At 71.6% G+C, this 17315-nt stretch carries 14 protein-coding genes; 7 read left to right on the top strand and 7 right to left on the bottom strand.

What is annotated here, in order from left to right; translation table 11 throughout:
- The first annotated feature begins 165 nt into the window (after positions 1-165).
- Together ACO0M4_RS00270 and ACO0M4_RS00265 are read left to right on the top strand one after the other, a co-directional pair.
- A complete protein-coding gene (locus tag ACO0M4_RS00270) occupies positions 166-4392 on the top strand; it encodes a Pls/PosA family non-ribosomal peptide synthetase (protein ID WP_430367475.1) in 4227 nt (1408 codons plus the stop codon).
- Between the two features lie 6 nt (positions 4393-4398).
- Positions 4399-5148 carry a BPL-N domain-containing protein gene (locus ACO0M4_RS00265; RefSeq protein WP_430367474.1) on the top strand — a complete coding sequence of 250 codons (750 nt, stop codon included), beginning with the start codon at positions 4399-4401 and terminating at the stop codon, positions 5146-5148.
- Between the two features lie 172 nt (positions 5149-5320).
- Here ACO0M4_RS00265 and ACO0M4_RS00260 read toward each other — a convergent pair whose 3' ends face one another.
- Positions 5321-5599 carry a hypothetical protein gene (locus tag ACO0M4_RS00260; protein WP_430367473.1) on the bottom strand — a complete coding sequence of 93 codons (279 nt, stop codon included), beginning with the start codon at positions 5597-5599 and terminating at the stop codon, positions 5321-5323.
- Between the two features lie 400 nt (positions 5600-5999).
- On the opposite strand from ACO0M4_RS00260, the gene ACO0M4_RS00255 reads away from it, so the two are divergent.
- The gene (locus tag ACO0M4_RS00255) at positions 6000-7055 is read left to right on the top strand and encodes a tetratricopeptide repeat protein (protein WP_430367472.1); all 1056 of its coding nucleotides are present in this window, start codon (positions 6000-6002) and stop codon (positions 7053-7055) included.
- Between the two features lie 22 nt (positions 7056-7077).
- On the top strand, positions 7078-7620 hold the full coding sequence (locus ACO0M4_RS00250) for a UTRA domain-containing protein (protein WP_430367471.1): 543 nt from the start codon (positions 7078-7080) through the stop codon (positions 7618-7620).
- 114 nt (positions 7621-7734) lie between these two features.
- On the opposite strand, the gene ACO0M4_RS00245 is transcribed toward ACO0M4_RS00250, so the two are convergent.
- The 6 genes from ACO0M4_RS00245 to ACO0M4_RS00220 all read right to left on the bottom strand — a co-directional run bounded on the left by ACO0M4_RS00245 (position 7735) and on the right by ACO0M4_RS00220 (position 15219).
- Complete coding sequence (locus tag ACO0M4_RS00245) at positions 7735-8748, bottom strand: ABC transporter substrate-binding protein (RefSeq protein WP_430367470.1); 1014 nt, start codon at positions 8746-8748, stop codon at positions 7735-7737.
- A 2-nt stretch (positions 8749-8750) separates the two neighbouring features.
- Positions 8751-10745, bottom strand: a complete 1995-nt coding sequence (locus ACO0M4_RS00240) for an ABC transporter permease (protein ID WP_430367469.1) — start codon at positions 10743-10745, stop codon at positions 8751-8753.
- A gap of 73 nt (positions 10746-10818) precedes the next feature.
- Complete coding sequence (locus ACO0M4_RS00235) at positions 10819-10989, bottom strand: hypothetical protein (RefSeq protein ID WP_390025435.1); 171 nt, start codon at positions 10987-10989, stop codon at positions 10819-10821.
- Positions 10989-12131, bottom strand: a complete 1143-nt coding sequence (locus tag ACO0M4_RS00230) for a quaternary amine ABC transporter ATP-binding protein (protein ID WP_430367468.1) — start codon at positions 12129-12131, stop codon at positions 10989-10991. Before ACO0M4_RS00230 ends, ACO0M4_RS00235 begins: the two co-directional genes overlap by 1 nt.
- The gene (locus tag ACO0M4_RS00225; protein WP_430367467.1) at positions 12131-13672 is read right to left on the bottom strand and encodes a GMC family oxidoreductase; all 1542 of its coding nucleotides are present in this window, start codon (positions 13670-13672) and stop codon (positions 12131-12133) included. Before ACO0M4_RS00225 ends, ACO0M4_RS00230 begins: the two co-directional genes overlap by 1 nt.
- 71 nt (positions 13673-13743) lie before the next feature.
- The gene (locus ACO0M4_RS00220; RefSeq protein WP_430371162.1) at positions 13744-15219 is read right to left on the bottom strand and encodes an aldehyde dehydrogenase family protein; all 1476 of its coding nucleotides are present in this window, start codon (positions 15217-15219) and stop codon (positions 13744-13746) included.
- Between the two features lie 333 nt (positions 15220-15552).
- Here ACO0M4_RS00220 and ACO0M4_RS00215 point away from each other — a divergent pair, with 333 nt between their 5' ends.
- The 3 genes from ACO0M4_RS00215 (at position 15553) to ACO0M4_RS00205 (ending at position 17299) form a co-directional block, all read left to right on the top strand.
- Positions 15553-16335, top strand: coding sequence for a hypothetical protein (locus tag ACO0M4_RS00215; protein ID WP_430367466.1), 783 nt, complete (start codon positions 15553-15555; stop codon positions 16333-16335).
- 102 nt (positions 16336-16437) lie between these two features.
- Positions 16438-17031, top strand: a complete 594-nt coding sequence (locus tag ACO0M4_RS00210; RefSeq protein WP_430367465.1) for a Uma2 family endonuclease — start codon at positions 16438-16440, stop codon at positions 17029-17031.
- Positions 17032-17089: 58 nt separating this feature from the next.
- Complete coding sequence (locus ACO0M4_RS00205) at positions 17090-17299, top strand: DUF5988 family protein (protein ID WP_390025425.1); 210 nt, start codon at positions 17090-17092, stop codon at positions 17297-17299.
- Positions 17300-17315: the final 16 nt, after the last annotated feature.

Genomic DNA, 17315 nt, shown 5'->3' with positions numbered 1-17315 from the left:
GGGGTGCGCGAGGGCCCGGCGGGTCCGCGGCCATACGATCGGGTGACCACCGGCACCGTGGCTGACACGCCCGAGCCGCCCCGGACTTCCCATGAAACGCGCAGGTCAGGTGGGCCTCCCGGGACCGGACATGCGATCACGGGTGATCGGCGATGCGATGGAGTCATGGCCACGATTAGGCGGGGCGCAACGCGGCTACACCGCCTCTTCGAGTCGACCTGCGCCCGCATGCCGTCGGCAACGGCGCTGGAGTGCGGGCCGCGCGTCCTGACCTACGCCGAACTCGACGCCCGCGCCAACCAACTCGCCCACTACCTCCGTGGCCTGGGCATCGGCGCGGGGTCCCGGGTCGCGATCCTGGTGCCGCGATCGGTGGACATGTACGCCGCGCTGCTGGCCGTGGGCAAAGCGGGCGCGGCGTTCGTCCCGATCGACCCGGCGGCGCCCGCGGACCGGGTCGCTTTCATCGCGGCGGACGCCGAGGTGGACGCGGTACTGACGGTGTCGGAGCTGGCCGCGGCGGTGACCGGCCGCCGGGCGAACGTGGTGCGACTCGACGCGCGGGCGGCCGAACTGGCCGCCGCCCCGGTCACCCGGCCGGAATCGCCCCCCGGGCCGGACCCGACCCCGGGCCGACTGGCGGCACCGCCGGGCCCGGGGGCCGACAACCCCGACACCCCCGACGACCCCGCCGACCCCGCCGACCCGGCCGACCCCACCGACCCGCTCGCGTACATCATGTACACCTCAGGCTCCAGCGGCCGCCCCAAGGGCGTGGCCATCGCGCACTCCAGCATCTGCAACTTCCTCGCCGTCGTCCCCGACGTCTACGACGTGCGCCCGGACGACCGGGTCTACCAGGGCATGACCATCTCCTTCGACTTCTCCATCGAGGAGATCTGGCCCACCTGGGCGGTCGGCGGGACCCTCGTCGCGGGGCCGATCGGCGCCGGCTCGCGGCTCGGCGCCGAACTCGCCGACGTCCTGGAGGAGTCCGGGATCACGCTCTTCTACTGCGTGCCGACGCTGCTGGCGACGATCCCCCGGGACCTGCCGGCGGTGCGCAGCATCGTGGTGGGCGGCGAGCCCTGTCCGGCCCGGCTGGTCGAGCGGTGGAGCCGGCCGGGGCGCCGGATCCTCAACACGTACGGGCCGACCGAGACCACCGTCACCGCCACCGTCGCGGAACTCCGGCCGGGCCGGCCGGTGACGATCGGCCGCCCGCTCCCCACGTACACGACGGTGCTCCTGGACGACCTGCGCCGGCCGGTCCCGGACGGGGCGGTCGGGGAGATCTGCGTGGGCGGCCCGGGCGTCGCCCGCGGCTACGTGCGGCGCCCGGAGCTGACCGCGGACCGCTTCATCGCGCACCCGTTGGCGCCCCGGGGCGGCCGGCTCTACCGCACCGGCGACCTCGGCCGGATCACCGCGAACGGGGAGATCGAGTTCCTGGGGCGGGCCGACGACGAGGTGAAGGTCCGCGGCTACCGGGTCGACCTCGGCGAGATCGACAACGTCCTCCTGGAGGACCCCGGGGTCGCCGAGGCGGCCACCGCACTGGTGACGCTGCCGGACCGGGACGGCGCGGACGACAACCGGGAGCTGTCCGCGTACGTGGTGCCGGCCCCGGACGATGCCGGGCAGGCCGGTACCGCGGGCGGGGACGCCCTGGTCGCCCGGCTGCACCAGCGACTGCGACACCGGCTCCCCGCCTACATGGTGCCGCCCTTCCTCGACATCCTCGCCCGGCTGCCGGCCCTGCCGAGCGGCAAGGTGGACCGCCGCCGGCTGCCCGCGCCGACCGGCCGGCGGTTGGGCGGCGGCGGCCAGGTGGCGCCGCCGCGGGACGCCTGGGAGAGACGGGTGCGGGACGTCTGGGCCGAGGTGTTCGGCATGGGCCCCGACGCGCTGTCCACCGAGGCGGACTTCTTCGGCGACCTCGGCGGGCACTCGTTGCTCGCCGCCCAGGTCGTCTCGTTGCTCCGCAGCCGCGACATCGACGGCGGAGCCACGCTGCGCGACGTCTACGCCCATCCGACGGTGCGCGGGCTCGCGGCCCACCTGGGTGCGGTGAGCGGTGCGGAGACCGGGACCGCGGCCGGGGTCGGGGCGGGCGGCGGACCGGGCGGCGCAGGGCCGGGGAGCGCTGACGGTGCGGGGAGCGGCGGCAGCGGTGCCGACCCCGCAAGCGACGTGCCGGTCCGTCCCCGCCCGCTCCGACACGGCAGCCCCCGGATAGCCGCCGCCGGCCTGGTCCAGGCCGGGCTGATCTACCTCCTGCTGTTCGTCCTGACGCTCCCGCTGGCCTCCGTCTTCATCTGGGAGAACGGCGAGTTCACCGGCGGGTCCCCGGTTCCGGTGCGGCCCGTACTTGCCGTGCTGGTCAGCTACTTCGGCGTCCGCTGGCTGCTGCCGGTGGTCCTCGCCCGCCCCCTGTCGGCCGGCATCCGGCCGGGCCGCTACCCCTTGTGGGGCGCGACCTTCCTCCGCCTGTGGGCGCTCAGCCTGCTGCTGAGCGTCAGCCCGCTCCCCGTACTGAGCGGCTCCCCCCTGATGGGCCGCTATCTGCGGCTGCTCGGCGCCCGGATCGGGCCGCGGACGACCATCGCCACCGGCGTCATCCCGCTGCCGTCGCTGCTCCGGATCGGCGCGGACGCCTCGATCGGCTACGGCGTCACCCTGCGCGCCTGGCGGGTGGCGGACGGCTGGGTGACCGTCGCCCCGATAGACATCGGCCCCTGCGCCTACGTAGGAGCCCACGCGGTGTTGGAACCGGGCGCCCGGATGGCGGCGGGCGCCGGACTGGGCGAGCAGTCGGTGATCGGGGAGGGCGAGGTGGTGCCGCCCAGGGCCCGGTGGGCCGGCTCCCCGCCCGCCCCGGTGCCGGCGCTGGCCCCCCACATCGAGGACATGCTGCGGGCCGGTGGTACGACCGAAGACGGCCGGCCGTGGCACCTCGCCGCCGCGGTGCTGGGCGTCGCCCTGCTCGAACTCCTCACCCTGACCGTCCTGGCACCGGGCACCGCCCTGGTGTGGTGCGTCTGGCTGGCCTGGGGCAGCGGCCCCGCCGTCGCGGCCACCGTGGTCCTGGCCGCCCCCCTCTACGTGCTCTCCGTATGCACCGCGATCGGCTGCGCCAAGCGACTGGTCCTGCACCACACCCCGGTCGGCACCCACCCGGTCCGCTCCGCCCTCGGCGTCCGCAAGTGGCTCTCCGACAAGCTGCTGGAGTCCAGCCTCACCTTCACCAACTCCCTCTACGCCACCCTCTACACCGTCCCCTGGCTACGGCTGCTGGGCGCCCGGATCGGCCCCGGCGCCGAGGTCTCCACCGCCGCCCACCTCGACCCGGACCTGCTCACCCTCGGCGAGGGCAGTTTCGTCGCGGACATGGCGGGGGTCGGTGGCGCGGCGTTCGCCGGCGGCCGGCTCGTCTGTCGCCGTACCGAGGTCGGCCGCCGCGCGTTCATCGGCAACGCGGCGTACCTACCGGCCGGGACGCGCACCGGGCCGGGCTCCCTGGTCGGTGTCGGCACCGTCCCGCCCGGGGAAGAGGTACCCCCCGGCACCTCCTGGCTGGGCTCCCCCGCGATCCACCTCCCGCAGCGCCAGAGCAGCGGCACCTTCCCCGAGGAGCTGACCTTCCGCCCCACCCGCAAGGCGGTCCGCCGCCGCCTGGCCATCGAGTACTTCCGCGCCACGATGCCGGCGTCCCTCCTGGGCGCCGCCGCCTTCCTGTTCCTCCTCGCCCTCTCCGGCGTCGCCCACAGCCCCTCCCCAGCCCTCCCGCTCCTCCTCGCCCCGCTCCTCCTCATGGCGTCCGGCCTGACCGTCATCGCCGCCTGCGCCCTGCTCAAACTCCTGGTCATCGGCGACTACCGGCCGCGCGTCGAACCCCTGTGGAGCTGGTTCGTCCGCCGCACCGAGTTCATCACCGGCCTCTACGAGGCGGCCGCCGTGCCGGCCGGGCTCGCCACCCTCACCGGCACCCCGTTCCTGCCGCCGGTGCTGCGGCTGTTCGGCGCCCGGATCGGCCGCCGGACGTGGCTCAGCAGCACCTTCCTCACCGAGTTCGACCTGGTCGACATCGGCGACGACGCGGCGATCGGGGCCGGCGTAAGCTTGCAGACGCACCTCTTCGAGGACCGGGTCATGAAGATGTCGAAGGTCACCGTCCGGGCCGGCGCCAGTGTCGGCAACCGCGCGGTCGTGCTCTACGACGGAATCGTCGGCGAAGGCGTCTGGCTCGACGCGCTCTCCCTGGTCATGAAGGGCGAGTACCTCACGCCCGGCACCGCCTGGCGCGGCATCCCCGCCCAGGGCCTGGCCCGCCGGTCCGCCGACCACCCGTCCTCCACCCCGACCCCACGCCCCACCAGCCCTTCACGGTGAGCGCCCATGTCTCCCCCCACCCGCTTCCTCGACTCCCTCCGCCGGGCCTTCGGCACCCGCGACGAACCGGAAACCCCGCCGCTCCCCACCCCGGACGGCCGCCGCCTGGCCCTCGTCTACCGCGGCCCGGCCGCCCGCCCCGCCGGCTGCTCCGAGGCGGTCGCCGCACTACTCGCCGCCGGCCCCTGGAACCTCGACGTCCGCTACATCGGCCCGGCCGAGGACATCCCCCTCTCCGCCGCGTCACTGGCGCACGCCCACCTCTACGCCCAGCCCGGCGGCGGCTCCCTCGCCCCCGCCTACCGCCGGCTGCGGAAGCACGGCGACGAGATCCGCAACTACGTCCAGGCCGGCGGCCGCTACCTGGGCTTCTGCCTCGGCGGCTACCTAGCCGGCGACGACCCCGGCTTCGACCTGCTCCCCGGCGACACCGACCAGTACATCGTCACGCCGGGCGCCACCGTCCACCACGACGGCGACACCGTCGTCGAAACCCGGTGGCGCGGACTCCCCCGCAGCGTCTACTTCCAGGACGGCCCGCACTTCATCCTCGACCCGGACGCCAACGCCACCGTCCTGGCCACCTACCCCAACGGCACCGTCGCCGCCGTCGTCGCCCCCTGCGGCGCCGGCAAGGTCGCCGTGGTCGGCCCCCACCCCGAGGCCACCGACGACTGGTTCCTCGACGAGGGCCTCCCGGTCCACCAAACCAACGACCTGGCAGTGGACTTGGTGGACGAACTACTGGGGGACTGAACGGCCCGTCACCGGCCGGGCACGTCCCCATCCGACGCCGGCGCTCGGACCGGTACGTCGTCATGCTGCGGGTGACGCCGGCGCAATACGCGGCAGTCGACGGCCTTGGCCTTGTCGCCCGACTCCTCAGCGGCCCGTAATGCCGCGGTGAGCCGTTCGCACTCGGAGCAGTTCACGAGCGCCCCCGCTCACGGTCCCGCTGAAGTTTGGCCAGCGCCGCCAGCTGCTTCTTCTCCCATTCCGTGCCCGGACGCAGCCTGGCGTACGGCACTTCCCAGGCGAGATGAGTGGGCCGCTCCATACGCATAAGGATCCCGGCGGCGCCACACACCACGCCAACCATGTCGGAGTCCCGGTCGTACACCACCGACCCGATGGCGATCTCCTCCGGAGAAAGGAAGAACTGCCCGGTACTGCCCCGCGCCACCGTCCGTTGATGCGGATGGCTCACGATTTCGGCATGACGACTTCGGACGACCGCGGCGCTCCCTGCCGCGCGGGCCAATTCCCTTTGTCTGGCAAGCGCCCGGCACACATCGCACCCGGGCACCGGAACGGGTTCCAGCAGCGCCGCTTGCGCAGAGGGCACTGTCCTCGCATTCTGACGAGAGCCGACCATTCGGCCTCCTTCCCCTCATTCGTTCACTCCAGGCAATCGGACGACTACTCACAGCGGTACCTTTGGGGCAGCGAGAGGAGTTAAGAGCTTTAAGTGCCGGGCCGAAACGAGGAGTTGAGCGACCGATGGCGAAGACCGGACCGAACCTGAATCTGGAGCACGTGTACCGCCAGACCGGCTGGAGGCGGGATTCCCCAAACCGACGGGAAAGCCGAACGTCCGTCCGAGTACCGTGGAAGGGCTGGTCGACCTCGGGAGGTACGACATGGATCCGTCCCGCCGCAGCGTGATCGGTGCCGGGCTCTTCTCCGTGGCCCTCACCGTGCCCAACTGGCCAGATGTCGTTGGCCGCATGGAGGCCGCGCACACCGGTCAGGTTCAACGCGTGGGAATGCCCGAGGTGCACGTGGTCACCGCAATGACCGAACGCATCTCGGAACTCGACGACCAATTCGGCGGCCGCCACGCACGCCCGATGGCAGCTGCCTTTCTCGTGAACACGGTGGCACCCTATCTACGGGCCGATGCTCCACCGCCGGTCCGAAAGGCGATGCTGTCGGCCGCCTCCGATCTCTGCTACCTCACCGGCTGGATGGCCGTGGACGAAGGAACGCATGGGGTAGCCCAGCAGTACTACCTCAAGGCCCTGGAACTCGCCGGAGCGGCCGAGGACCACCTGACGTTCTGCACCACGCTCCGGGGGATGAGCGTCCAGGCCGTTGACCTGGGCCACGGTCGTCAAGCGATGCGGCTGGCCGACGCGGCGTCCGCCGCTTCCCCACAGGCGGGCCCTCGCATGCGTGCCTTCCTGGCCGGGCAGCAGGCGCACGCCGCCGCCCAGACCGGCGAGCACGGCAGGGCGCTCAAGCACCTCAGGGAGGCCGAAGTGGCCATGGAGAAGGCGGAATCGCAAGCGAAGGCGCTCGGTTCGTACGACCCTGCGGCCTTGCAGTACCACAGCGGCCAAGTGCGTTACGAGATGGGAGATACGCGGGGCGCAATCGAGGCGCTACAACAGGCGGACAGGTTGCGCGATGGCGTTTTTCGGCGCACCCGGGTGCATAAGCGGGCCCTGCTGGCGGAACGTCAGCTGTCCATCGGCCACTTGGAGGCAGCCTGCGCCACGTGGGATCAGGCCCTGGACGACTACCCCCTCGTCCAGTCCGGACGCGCCGACGACCACATGCGCACCATGCTCACCCTCCTCCGCCCCCATCTCAGGAACCGCACCGCCCGCGCGCTGCACGAACGCGCATGTACGGTCGTCCCCGTCACCCAAACCGCTTGACTCCACGCCGCAGGAGGACACCGTGAGCACCAGCGAGTGGGTCAGCACCTCGATGCCGTACGTGACGCCCTGGGGCAAGGGCCCGTCAGACCTCTGGGGCGCCGAGACCGCGGCCAAGGGCCGACGCGGCCGTCAGCGCATCATCCGCGCCGAGGAGATCGCGGCGCCGTCCGAGGTGGCCGAGTTGCTCGGGACCCCTGAGGAAGAGGTGGTGGTCGTACGCCGTCGCCTCATGTATCTCGATGACGAGCCGTGCGAGTTGACGGACACCTTCTACCCGGCGCACATCGCCCGTGGCACCCGGCTCTCCGGGACGGCCAAGATCCCCGGGGGCGCGGTCACGCTGCTCGCCGAGCTCGGTCACGTGGGCGTCCGGGTCCGTGAGGACGTCATCGCCCGGATGCCGAGCGAGGAGGAACGAGCAGCGCTGCAGGCCGGACCGCTCGAACCCGTACTCCAGCTGACGCGGCTCACCCTGGACGGTGACGACCGGCCGATCCAGGTCGACGTGATGGTCATGCCCGCACAGCGCCAGCGACTGCGCTACGAACTCAGGATCGGATGACCGCCTCGAACGCGACCGCGCAAAAGCCGCTGCACCCAGAAGAAGCCGAAAACCATCGGGCGGGGCCCTCAGTAACTGACGGCCCCGCCCGGGTGCGTTACGACGACAGTGCGGCTACTTCTTCGAAGTGTTCGGCAGCCAGCGCTTCCACACGTCGGGGTGTTCGTCCACCCACTTCTTGGCGGCCTCGTCGGCCGGGAGGCCGTTGGAGGCGATCAGTTGGGAGACCTCGTTCTGGTCCTTCTTGTCCCAGTGGAAGTTCTTCAGGAACTGCGCCGCGGAGCTGCCGCTCTTGGCGAAGTCGGTGTTGAAGTACTTCTGGAGCGGGGTGGTGGGGTACGCGCAGTCGATGGACTGCGGGTCCTTGGTCCCCTTGGCCGCGCAGGCGTCGGTGTACGGAGGGAGTTTGACCTCCACCATCGGCACCTGGTTGAAGAGCCACTGGGGCTCGTACCAGTAGGTGAGGAACGGCTTCTTCTGCTTGGCGAACTGTTGGATCTGGGTGATCTGGGCGGCCTCGGAGCCGGCGAAGACGACCTGGTAGTTCAGGCCGAGGTTCTTCACCAGCGCCTTGTCGTTGGTGACGTAGGACGGTGACCCGTCCATCAACTGGCCCTTGTCGCCGCTCTCCGAGGTGCGGAGTTCCTTGGCGTACTTGTTGAGGTTCTTCCAGTTGGTGACGTCGGGGTGCGCGTCGGCCCAGTACTTGGGGACCCACCAGCCGATGTGGCCGGTGACGCCGTTGCCGCCGCCCGCCGTGATCGTCTTCTTGTCCTGGACGTAGCGCTTCTCCTGGTCGGGGTGGCCCCAGTCCTCCAGGATGGCGTCGACCCGGCCCTGGCTGAGCGCGTCCCAGGCGGGGATCTCGTCGACCTGGACGGTGTCGACGTGGTAGCCCAGCTCGTGTTCCAGCAGGTACTGCGCGACCGCGACGTTCGCCTGGGCGCCGACCCAGGTCTGCACCGAGAGGGTGACGGACTTGGAGCCCTTGGCGGCGGCGAACGGCGATGCCTGCTTGGTCATGTCGGCCTTGCCGCAGGCGGAGAGGGACACCAGCAGGGCGCCGGTCGCGGCCGTCGCGGCCAGGGCCTTGGTGAGCGTGCGGGCGCGTATCGGTGTGCGGGACATGGTCAGGCTCCCTTCCCGGTCGTGCGCCGTTCCGTGGGCTGGGTGACCCGGTCGAGCATCAGGCCCAGGCAGACGATGGCGACGCCGGCGACCAGGCCGATGGCGAGGTTGCCGGTGGCCAGGCCGGTGACCACGTCGTAGCCGAGGGCACCGCCGCCGACCAGGCCGCCGATGATGACGACGGCGAGGACGAGTACCACGCCCTGGTTGACGGCCAGCAGCAACGCCGGCCGGGCGAGCGGGAGTTGGACCTGCCGGAGGGTCTGCCAGCGGGTGGCGCCCAGCGAATGGGCGGACTCCATGGCGCCGGGGTCGACCTGGCGCAGGCCCTGAGTGGTGATCCGGATGACCGCCGGCAGGGCGTAGACCACGGCCGCGGCGGCGGCCGGCGCACGGCCCACCGCGAACAGCGCCACGACCGGGATCAGGTAGACGAACTGCGGCATGGTCTGCATGACGTCCAGGATCGGACGCAGTACGGCCTCGAAGCGCTTGCTGCCGGCCGCGAGGATGCCGACGCCGATGCCCAGCACCAGGGTGACGACCAGGGCGGCGAGGACCTGGGAGAGGGTGTCCATGGACGGCTTCCAGACGCCCAGCACGCCGATGGCGGCCATCGCCAGGACGGCGGTGAGCGCCGTGCGCCAGGTGCCGATGAGCCAGGCGAGTGCGGCGACGACGAGCAGGACGCCGTACCAGGGGAGGGCGGTCAGGCCGTCGCGCAGCGGGTTGAGCACCCAGTTGGTGAAGTGCGCGGCCCAGTCGGCGGTGCCGCCGACGACCGGGACGCCGGAGTAGAGGTGGTTGACCATCCACTCCTTGACGTCGTTGACGGGGCGGGCGATGGCGAACGTGGCGCCGGCGGGCCAGCTCGCGGAGCCGGCCAGCCGGCCGACGAGCGCGACCACCGCGGTGATCGCGGCGATGCCGGCCCAGGCGGGCCAGCCGCGCAGCAGCCGCGGGCCGGCCGCGGACGGGTCCGCGCCGAGCTTCTCGCCGGCCGCGGCGGTGGTGCGGTCCATGACGATGGCCAGCAGCACGATCGGGATGGCGGCGGCCAGCGCGGCGCCGACGTCGACCGAGGCGAGCGCCTGGTAGACGCGGTCACCGAGGCCGGCGGCGCCGATCATCGAGGCGATCACGGCCATGGACAGCGCCATCATGATCGTCTGGTTGACGCCGAGGAGGAGTTCCTTGCGGGCCAGCGGGAGCCGGGCGGTGAGGAGGCGCTGGCGGCCGGTGGCGCCGAGCGAGGAGACCGCCTCCAGGACGCCGGCGTCCGCGCCGCGCAGTCCGAGCGCGGTGAGCCGGGCCATCGGCGGTGCCGCGTAGATCACGGTGGCCAGCAGTGCGGCGGGGACGCCGATGCCGAAGATCATGACGACCGGCAGGAGGTAGGCGAAGGCCGGGAGCACCTGCATGGTGTCCAGGACCGGCCGCAGGATCTTGAAGAGCCGGGGGGAGAGGCCGGCGGCGAGCCCGAGCAGCGCGCCGACGACGACCGAGGCGAGCACCGCCACGATCATCAGCGCCAGCGTCTGCATGGTCGGGACCCACATCCCCAGGGCCCCGCTGACCAGGAACGACACCAGTGCGACGGCAGCGATCCGAAGGCCGGCGACGCGCCAGGCCAGCAGCGTCACACCGGCCGTCACGCCGGCCCAGCCGAGCGCGAGCAGCAGCAGGTAGACGCCGCGGACGGAGAGCACCACGGCGTTGCTGAGGTGGCCCAGGACGTAGACGAACAGCCAGTGACTGTCGCGGTTGTCGATGATCCAGTTGCTGGCGTGGTCGAGCGGGCCGGAGAGGTCCACGGTCAGGCCGCCTGGCCAGGCGGCGCCGGGCCAGGCGGTCGCGGCGAGCGGGACCAGTACGGCCGCGGCGACGGCGAGCAGCAGGAGCTTGGCGAGGCCGCGGCGACGCAGGAGGCCCTGGAACGGGCGGAGCTTCCCGGCGCCGAGCGCGCCGGGAGTCGTGGGGGGTGCGGCGGTACTCATGCTGACACCTCGCTTCGCGAGGCCCTGCATTCGCACGGCACGCACCTCTTGATGATTCGCTCGCTTTGCTCGCTCATGCGCGGCCCCGCTTCACCGTGCCGACCGGCACGTTCAGCGCGGCGGCCCGCTGGGCCTGGCGCCACTGGCGGAGCAGGGTGGCGCGCAGCCGGGCCCGGGGGCTCGCGGCGGGCGCGCGGGGGACGACGGCGCGGGCGGCGCCGCGGTGCGGAGCGGCGGCGTACATCACGCGGCCACCTCCCCCGACGCGTCGTGGTGCGGCTGGGATATCCGGGCCACCACGTTCAACAGGCAGACGCTGTCGACGACGCCCAGGCAGCGGCCGTCGTCGACGATCCGGGCCGGGCCGCCAGAGCGGGCGACCGCCTCGATGGCGTCGCAGATCAGGGTGTCGGGGGTGAGCGCGGGACCCGCCTCGGCCTCCCCGGCCTCGGCGGGGCGCATCGCGCGGCGGACGGTCAGCACCTGCTCGCGCGGGACGTCCCGGACGAAGTCGCGGACGTAGTCGTCGGCGGGCGCGCCGACGATCTCCTCGGGGGTGCCGAGCTGGACGATCTGCCCGTCGCGCATCAGGGCGATCCGGTCGCCGATCCGCAGCGCCTCGGCGAGGTCGTGGGTGATGAAGACCATGGTCCGCCCCTCCTCGCGGTGCAGGCGGACGACCTCTTCCTGCATATCGCGTCGGATGAGCGGGTCGAGCGCGCTGAACGGCTCGTCGAACAGCAGGACTTCGGGGTCCACGGCGAGCGCGCGGGCCAGGCCGACGCGCTGCTGCTGGCCGCCGGAGAGCTGGCCGGGCCGGCGCTTCTCCAGGCCGGCCAGGCCGACCTTGTCGACCATCTCGGCGGCCTTCTCGCGGCGATCGGCCTTGCTCATGCCCTGGATCTCCAGGCCGTAGGCGACGTTGTCGACGACGGTGCGGTGCGGCAGCAGGCCGAAGTGCTGGAAGACCATGGCGGCCCGGCGGCGGCGCAGTTCGCGCAGCGTGGTGCGGTCCATGGCGCGGACGTCCTCGCCGTCCATCTCCAGTGCGCCGCTGGTCGGCTCGATCAGCCGGGTCAGACAGCGGACGAGGGTGGACTTGCCGGAGCCGGAGAGCCCCATGACCACGAAGACCTCGCCCTTGTGGACGTCGAAGGAGACGTCGCGGACGGCGGCGGTGCAGCCGGTCTGCTCGCGCAGTTCCTGGGCGCTGAGCCCGGCGACCGCGGTGTCCTCGGGGATCCGCTCGGCCTTGGGTCCGAAGACCTTCCACAGGTTGCGCACGGAGAACACCACGGGCTGCTCGCCCGTGCCGTCCGCCGCGGAACCCGCCCCGTCCTTACGGGGGTTGGGGACGGCCGTGGTGTCGGCAGAAGTACCAGTCATCACGCATCACCTCCTTGAGTCGGGGCTCCCTGGAGCAGTTCGGCGCACTTCTCCCCCACCATCAGCACGCCGAGCATCGGGTTCACCGCGGGCATCGTCGGGAAGACGGAGGCGTCGGCGATCCGGATGCCGCTCAGGCCCCGGACCTTCAACTCCGGGTCCACGACGGCGAGTCGGTCGTCGGCGGCGCCCATCTTGCAGGTGCCGGCGGGGTGGTAGACGGTGTGCGCGGCCTTGCGGACCAGCTCGCTGATCTCCGCGTCGTCGGTGACGTCCGGGCCGGGGAACACCTCCCGCTTGAGCCACTTCTTGAACGGCTCGGCCTGGGCGACCTTGCGGGCCAGCTTGATGCCGTCGACGAGGGTCTGCCCGTCGTAGTCGCCCTCATCCTCGAAGTACTTGAAGTCGAGGGCCGGCTTGACCTCGGGGTCGGCGGAGGTGAGGTAGAGCCGGCCGCGGGCGCGGGACTTGGGGATGTTGGGGGTCATCGAGACGCCGTGCTCGGGGCGCTCGTAGCCCAGTCGCTCCGGGTTGTCGGTGAACGGGATCTGGTAGAAGTGGAACATCAGGTCGGGGCCCTTGTGGTCCGGGTCCCGCTTGATGAACAGACCGGCGTCCGAGTCCATCGCGGAGTTGCCGGGGATCGGCCCGTTGGTCTCCCAGACGATGACCGACTCGGGGTGGTCGATCAGGTTCTCACCGACGCCCGGCAGGTCCAGTACGCAGGGGATGCCCAGCGCCTCCAGGTCCTTCTTGGGGCCGATACCGGAGTGCATCAGCAGCCGCGGGGTGTCCACCGCGCCGGCGCACACCAGCACCTCGCGGGCGGCCTCGACGTACACCTCCTCGCCGTCCTTGGTGCGGACGTGGACGCCCTTGGCGGTGGTGCCGTCCAGCTCCAGCTTGTGCGCCCAGGTCTCCAGCATCAGCGTGAGGTTGGGCCGGTCGCCGGCCTCCATGTGGGGGTGGAGGTAGGCGACGGAGGCGGAGGACCGCTTGTTGTTCTCCGGGTGGTAGGAGAGGTCGAAGAAGCCGACGCCCTCGTCGAAGGGCCGGTCGTTGAAGCCGACGACCTCCGGGACGCCGAGCGCCGTCTTCGTGGCCTCGATCCAGTCCGTCGCGATCTGGTTCTGGTCCTTCTTGGCCACCCGCACGATGTTGTTGCGGAGCTTGCCGAAGTAGGGCTCCATGTCGTCGGCGCCCCAGCCAGTGGCGCCGGCCGCCGCCCACTCGTCCCAGTCGGACGGCAGCGGCTTGAAGGAGATCAGGGTGTTGTGCGACGAGCAGCCGCCGAGGACCTTGGCGCGGCTGTGCAGGATGTGCGAGTTGCCGCGGGGCTGCTCGGTGGTCGTGTACTCGTAGTCCAGGTCACCGCCGAGCAGGCCGAGCCACTTGCGCAGCGTCAGGACGTCCTCGCGGTCGATGTCGGAGGGGCCGCCCTCGATCACGGCCACGGTGGTGTCCGGATCCTCGGCGAGGCGGGAGGCAATGACGGAACCGGCGGTACCACCGCCGACGACGACATAGTCGTACACGGGCATGGGGGGGTGCTCCTTACTGCGAAGTGCGCGCGGGGCCCGGGCGGTGGCCGCCCGGGCCGGGGACGGACCGGTCAGCCGGCGAACCAGCGGACGGGCTGGGGCCGCAGGTTCTCGTAGATGTGCTTGCTCTCCCGGTACTCGTCGAGTCCGGACGGGCCGAGCTCGCGCCCGATGCCGGACTTCCCGAAGCCGCCCCATTCCGCCTGCGGCAGGTAGGGGTGGTAGTCGTTGATCCACACGGTGCCGTGCCGCAGCCGGGCGGCGACCCGGCGGGCGCGCGCGGTGTCCGCGGAGAAGACCGCCCCGGCCAGCCCGTACTCGGTGTCGTTGGCGAGCGCGACGGCCTCGTCCTCGGTGGCGAAGGTCTCGACGGTGAGGATCGGCCCGAAGGTCTCCTCCCGGACGACCTTCATCCCGCGGTGGCAGCCGTCCAGCACGGTCGGCAGGTAGAAGTAGCCGCCGGCCGGCCGGACGTCATTGGGCTCGGGGCGGGCACCGCCGCAGCGCAGGTCGGCACCCTCGGCCAGCGCGGAGGCGACGTACGCCTCGACCTTGTCCAGCTGCTGCTGGGAGACCAGCGGGCCGCACTCCACGCCCTGCTCGGTCCCCCGGCCCAGCTTGATCTTCTCGGCGCGGCGGGCGAGTTCGGCGACGAAGCGGTCCCGCACCGACTCCTCGATGATCAGCCGTGCGCCGGCCGAGCAGACCTGCCCGCTGTGGATGAACGCCGCGTTCAGCGCCTGGTCGACGGCGGTGTCGAAGCCCTCGTCGGTCGCGCAGGCGTCGGCGAAGACCACGTTGGGGTTCTTGCCGCCCAGTTCCAGGGCGATCTTCTTGGCGCCGGAGACCGCGGCCGCGCCCGCCTTCGTACCGCTGGCCAGCCCACCGGTGAACGAGAAGAGGTCCACGTCCGGGTGCTCGGCCAGCCGCTGGCCGACGGGCAGCCCGGCGCCCGTGACGATGTTGGCGACCCCCTCCGGCAGACCCGCCTCGACCAGCAGCCGGATCAGGTACACCGTCGAGAGCGGGGTGACCTCACTCGGCTTGATCACGAAGGTGTTGCCGGTCGCCAGCGCCGGGGCGACCTTCCAACTCGCCTGGAGCAGCGGGTAGTTCCACGGGGTGATCAGCGCGCACACGCCGACCGGCTCGTGCACCACGACGCTGTGCACGTCCGCGGAGCCGGCATCCACCACCCGGCCGCCGGTCTCGTTCACCACGAGGTCGGCGAAGTACCGGAAGGCGTTGGTGACGTCGTCGACGTCGACCCGGCCCTCCTCCAGGGTCTTGCCGGTGTCCCGGCTCTCGATCAGCGCGATCTGCTCGCGGTCACGCTGGAGCAGGTCGGCGACCCGGCGCAGCAGCGCCGCCCGCTCGACCGCCGGCGTACGGGGCCACACCCCGGCGCCGCCGTCGAAGGCCCCCTTGGCCGCCGCGACCGCCGCGTCGGCGTCCTCGGCACCGCCCTCGGCGACCACCTGGAGGGTCGTGGCGTCGGCGGGGTCCAGGACCTCGCGCGTGGCCCCGGATGCAGCCGCCCGCCACACCCCGGCTACGTGAATGGTCTCGCTTGTCTCGGTTGCCGACACGACGTCCTTCTGCCTTCCGCTTACCGGTGTCTTCCGTGGCGGGCCGGGCCGGGCCGATATTCCTCATGGGTTCGACCATTGGCCAGCCAGCAACGGGGACCCCTAACCCAAAGCCGCGGTCCTATGCCCAAACATTCATCGAAAGTGACCCGAGTCACCCAAAGGTGCCCGACAGCTCCACATGCGCCCGAATAGACCGGAAAGTACGCTGAATAGCCGTATGCCCACCGGGAGCCTTCCGGAGGGCCCGCCGCGGTCCCCGGGGAGCCCCTCCCGACCGGAGGTGCCGAGATGCTCCGCAGACGCCGCTCCCTCACCGCGCTGACCTGCGGTGCGGCAGGTGTGGTCCTGGCCGCCACCTGCGCCGCCGTCGCCCCGGCCGACGACCCGGGCGACGAGGGCGACCTCGCCGGCAAGTCGGCCCAGCAGATCTCCGACGACGCCCTGCACGCCCTCCTCGGCGCGAAATCGCTGCGGCTGCGCACCGAGACCTCCACCGACGCCACCAAGCTCGACCTCACCCTCGACCGGGCAGGGAACTGCACCGGCAACATCAGCAAGGGCGAGCAAGGCCGGGTCGACCTGATCAAACGCGGCAAGGACGTCTGGTTGAAGCCCGACGCCGCCTACTGGAAGAGCCAGCTACCCGGCGACGAGGGCAGCACCGCGGCCCGGAACTACCAGGACCGCTACCTCCACGGCACCACCGACGACACCTTCCTCCAGAGCCTCGCCACCGCCTGCGACCTCACCGCCTTCCAGAAGTCGGTGGCGCCGCCGTCCCCCGCCCCCCAGGAACCGTCGTCCCCCTCCGTCACCCTCACCAAGGGCCACCCCACCACCCACGAGGGCACCCGGGTCCTGCCGATCATCAAGAAGGCCCGGGACGCCACCCAGACCGTCTACGTCGCCATCAAGGGCAAGCACTACCCGCTGAAGCTCACCACCAAGGTCGACGACGAGACCAGCACCGTCCTGCTCAGCGACTACGACCACCCGGTCGTCACGCACACCCCACCCCCCGGCCAGACCTCCGACATCTCCGTCCTGGAAAGCGGCCTCCAGGCCGCCTGACCAGACGACCCGAGCATCCGCACCCACGTGACGCTCGTACATACGTATCGTTGAACCGTGCGGCTCCCCGCATCCCGAGGCGGAGCAGGGAGGAGCGGCACGATGACCATCAGCCTTGAACGGACCGACAGGATCGAGATGGCCGAGCCCGGTGAACTGACGTTGGACCAGTGGTTCGAACGCCTGGAGCAGATGCCCGTCCCCGAGGGATACAAGGTCGAGATCGTCGAGGGGACCGTATTCATGACGCCGCAGCGCGACGTCCACTGGCAGACCATTCGCAGGCTTCTGTGGGCGCTCGAAGACCACTTCGGTCGCGACGCCGAGGTGGTGTCGGACGTGAGGATCGACTTCCCGGGCAAAAGCAACGGCTTCTGCCCAGATATCGCCAAGCTCTCTGACGACGCCAAGAAGACGAACGGCTGCTGGCGCTATCAGGACGTCGAGTTCGTGGCAGAGGTCATCTCCCGGGGGACCGCCATGAATGACTACGGCCCCAAAGAGACGGCCTACGCAATCGCCGAAATCCCCGTCTACCTCATCGCCGACCCCTACCTCGGCCGCTGCCGCGTCTTCACCCACCCCCAGGACGGCGCGTACAAGCGTGACCTCACCCTCGCCTACGGCGAACCGATCGACCTCACCGACACCGTCCTCGGCATGACCCTCTCGACGGAGGATTTCCCCCGGGACTGAACGCCGGTCCCCGGCGAGCCGTCCCGGGCCGCCGTACCGTGCGCGAGACACTGCCGCCATGGCGAGCAAGGCACCCAAGGCAGTTCTCCAGGGCGGTCCCGAGGGGATCACCGAGCGGATCGTCGAGGTGGATCCCGGAGGGGGCGACCTGAAGGTCCCGTACCGCGGCGGCTACGAGCACTTCCGGCCGACCCCACGGGAGTGGGACACCGCCGGCGGCCGGCTGCCGGTGTACGAGTGGTGGGAGCGCACCGAGCTGCCCGGATAGCGGCGGCGGTGCGGCC

Source organism: Streptomyces sp. RGM 3693, assembly GCF_050471125.1.
Lineage (GTDB): Bacteria > Actinomycetota > Actinomycetes > Streptomycetales > Streptomycetaceae > Streptomyces.
This window is presented reverse-complemented; position numbering and strand designations above follow the sequence as displayed.

Coding starts and splice junctions, on each gene's coding strand:
- ACO0M4_RS00210 (WP_430367465.1), top strand. CDS start 16,438: ATGACCATCAGCCTTGAACGGACCGACAGGATCGAGATGGCCGAGCCC.
- ACO0M4_RS00240 (WP_430367469.1), bottom strand. CDS start 10,745: ATGAGTACCGCCGCACCCCCCACGACTCCCGGCGCGCTCGGCGCCGGG.
- ACO0M4_RS00205 (WP_390025425.1), top strand. CDS start 17,090: ATGGCGAGCAAGGCACCCAAGGCAGTTCTCCAGGGCGGTCCCGAGGGG.
- ACO0M4_RS00225 (WP_430367467.1), bottom strand. CDS start 13,672: ATGCCCGTGTACGACTATGTCGTCGTCGGCGGTGGTACCGCCGGTTCC.
- ACO0M4_RS00230 (WP_430367468.1), bottom strand. CDS start 12,131: ATGACTGGTACTTCTGCCGACACCACGGCCGTCCCCAACCCCCGTAAG.
- ACO0M4_RS00215 (WP_430367466.1), top strand. CDS start 15,553: ATGCTCCGCAGACGCCGCTCCCTCACCGCGCTGACCTGCGGTGCGGCA.
- ACO0M4_RS00270 (WP_430367475.1), top strand. CDS start 166: ATGGCCACGATTAGGCGGGGCGCAACGCGGCTACACCGCCTCTTCGAG.
- ACO0M4_RS00265 (WP_430367474.1), top strand. CDS start 4,399: ATGTCTCCCCCCACCCGCTTCCTCGACTCCCTCCGCCGGGCCTTCGGC.
- ACO0M4_RS00245 (WP_430367470.1), bottom strand. CDS start 8,748: ATGTCCCGCACACCGATACGCGCCCGCACGCTCACCAAGGCCCTGGCC.
- ACO0M4_RS00235 (WP_390025435.1), bottom strand. CDS start 10,989: ATGTACGCCGCCGCTCCGCACCGCGGCGCCGCCCGCGCCGTCGTCCCC.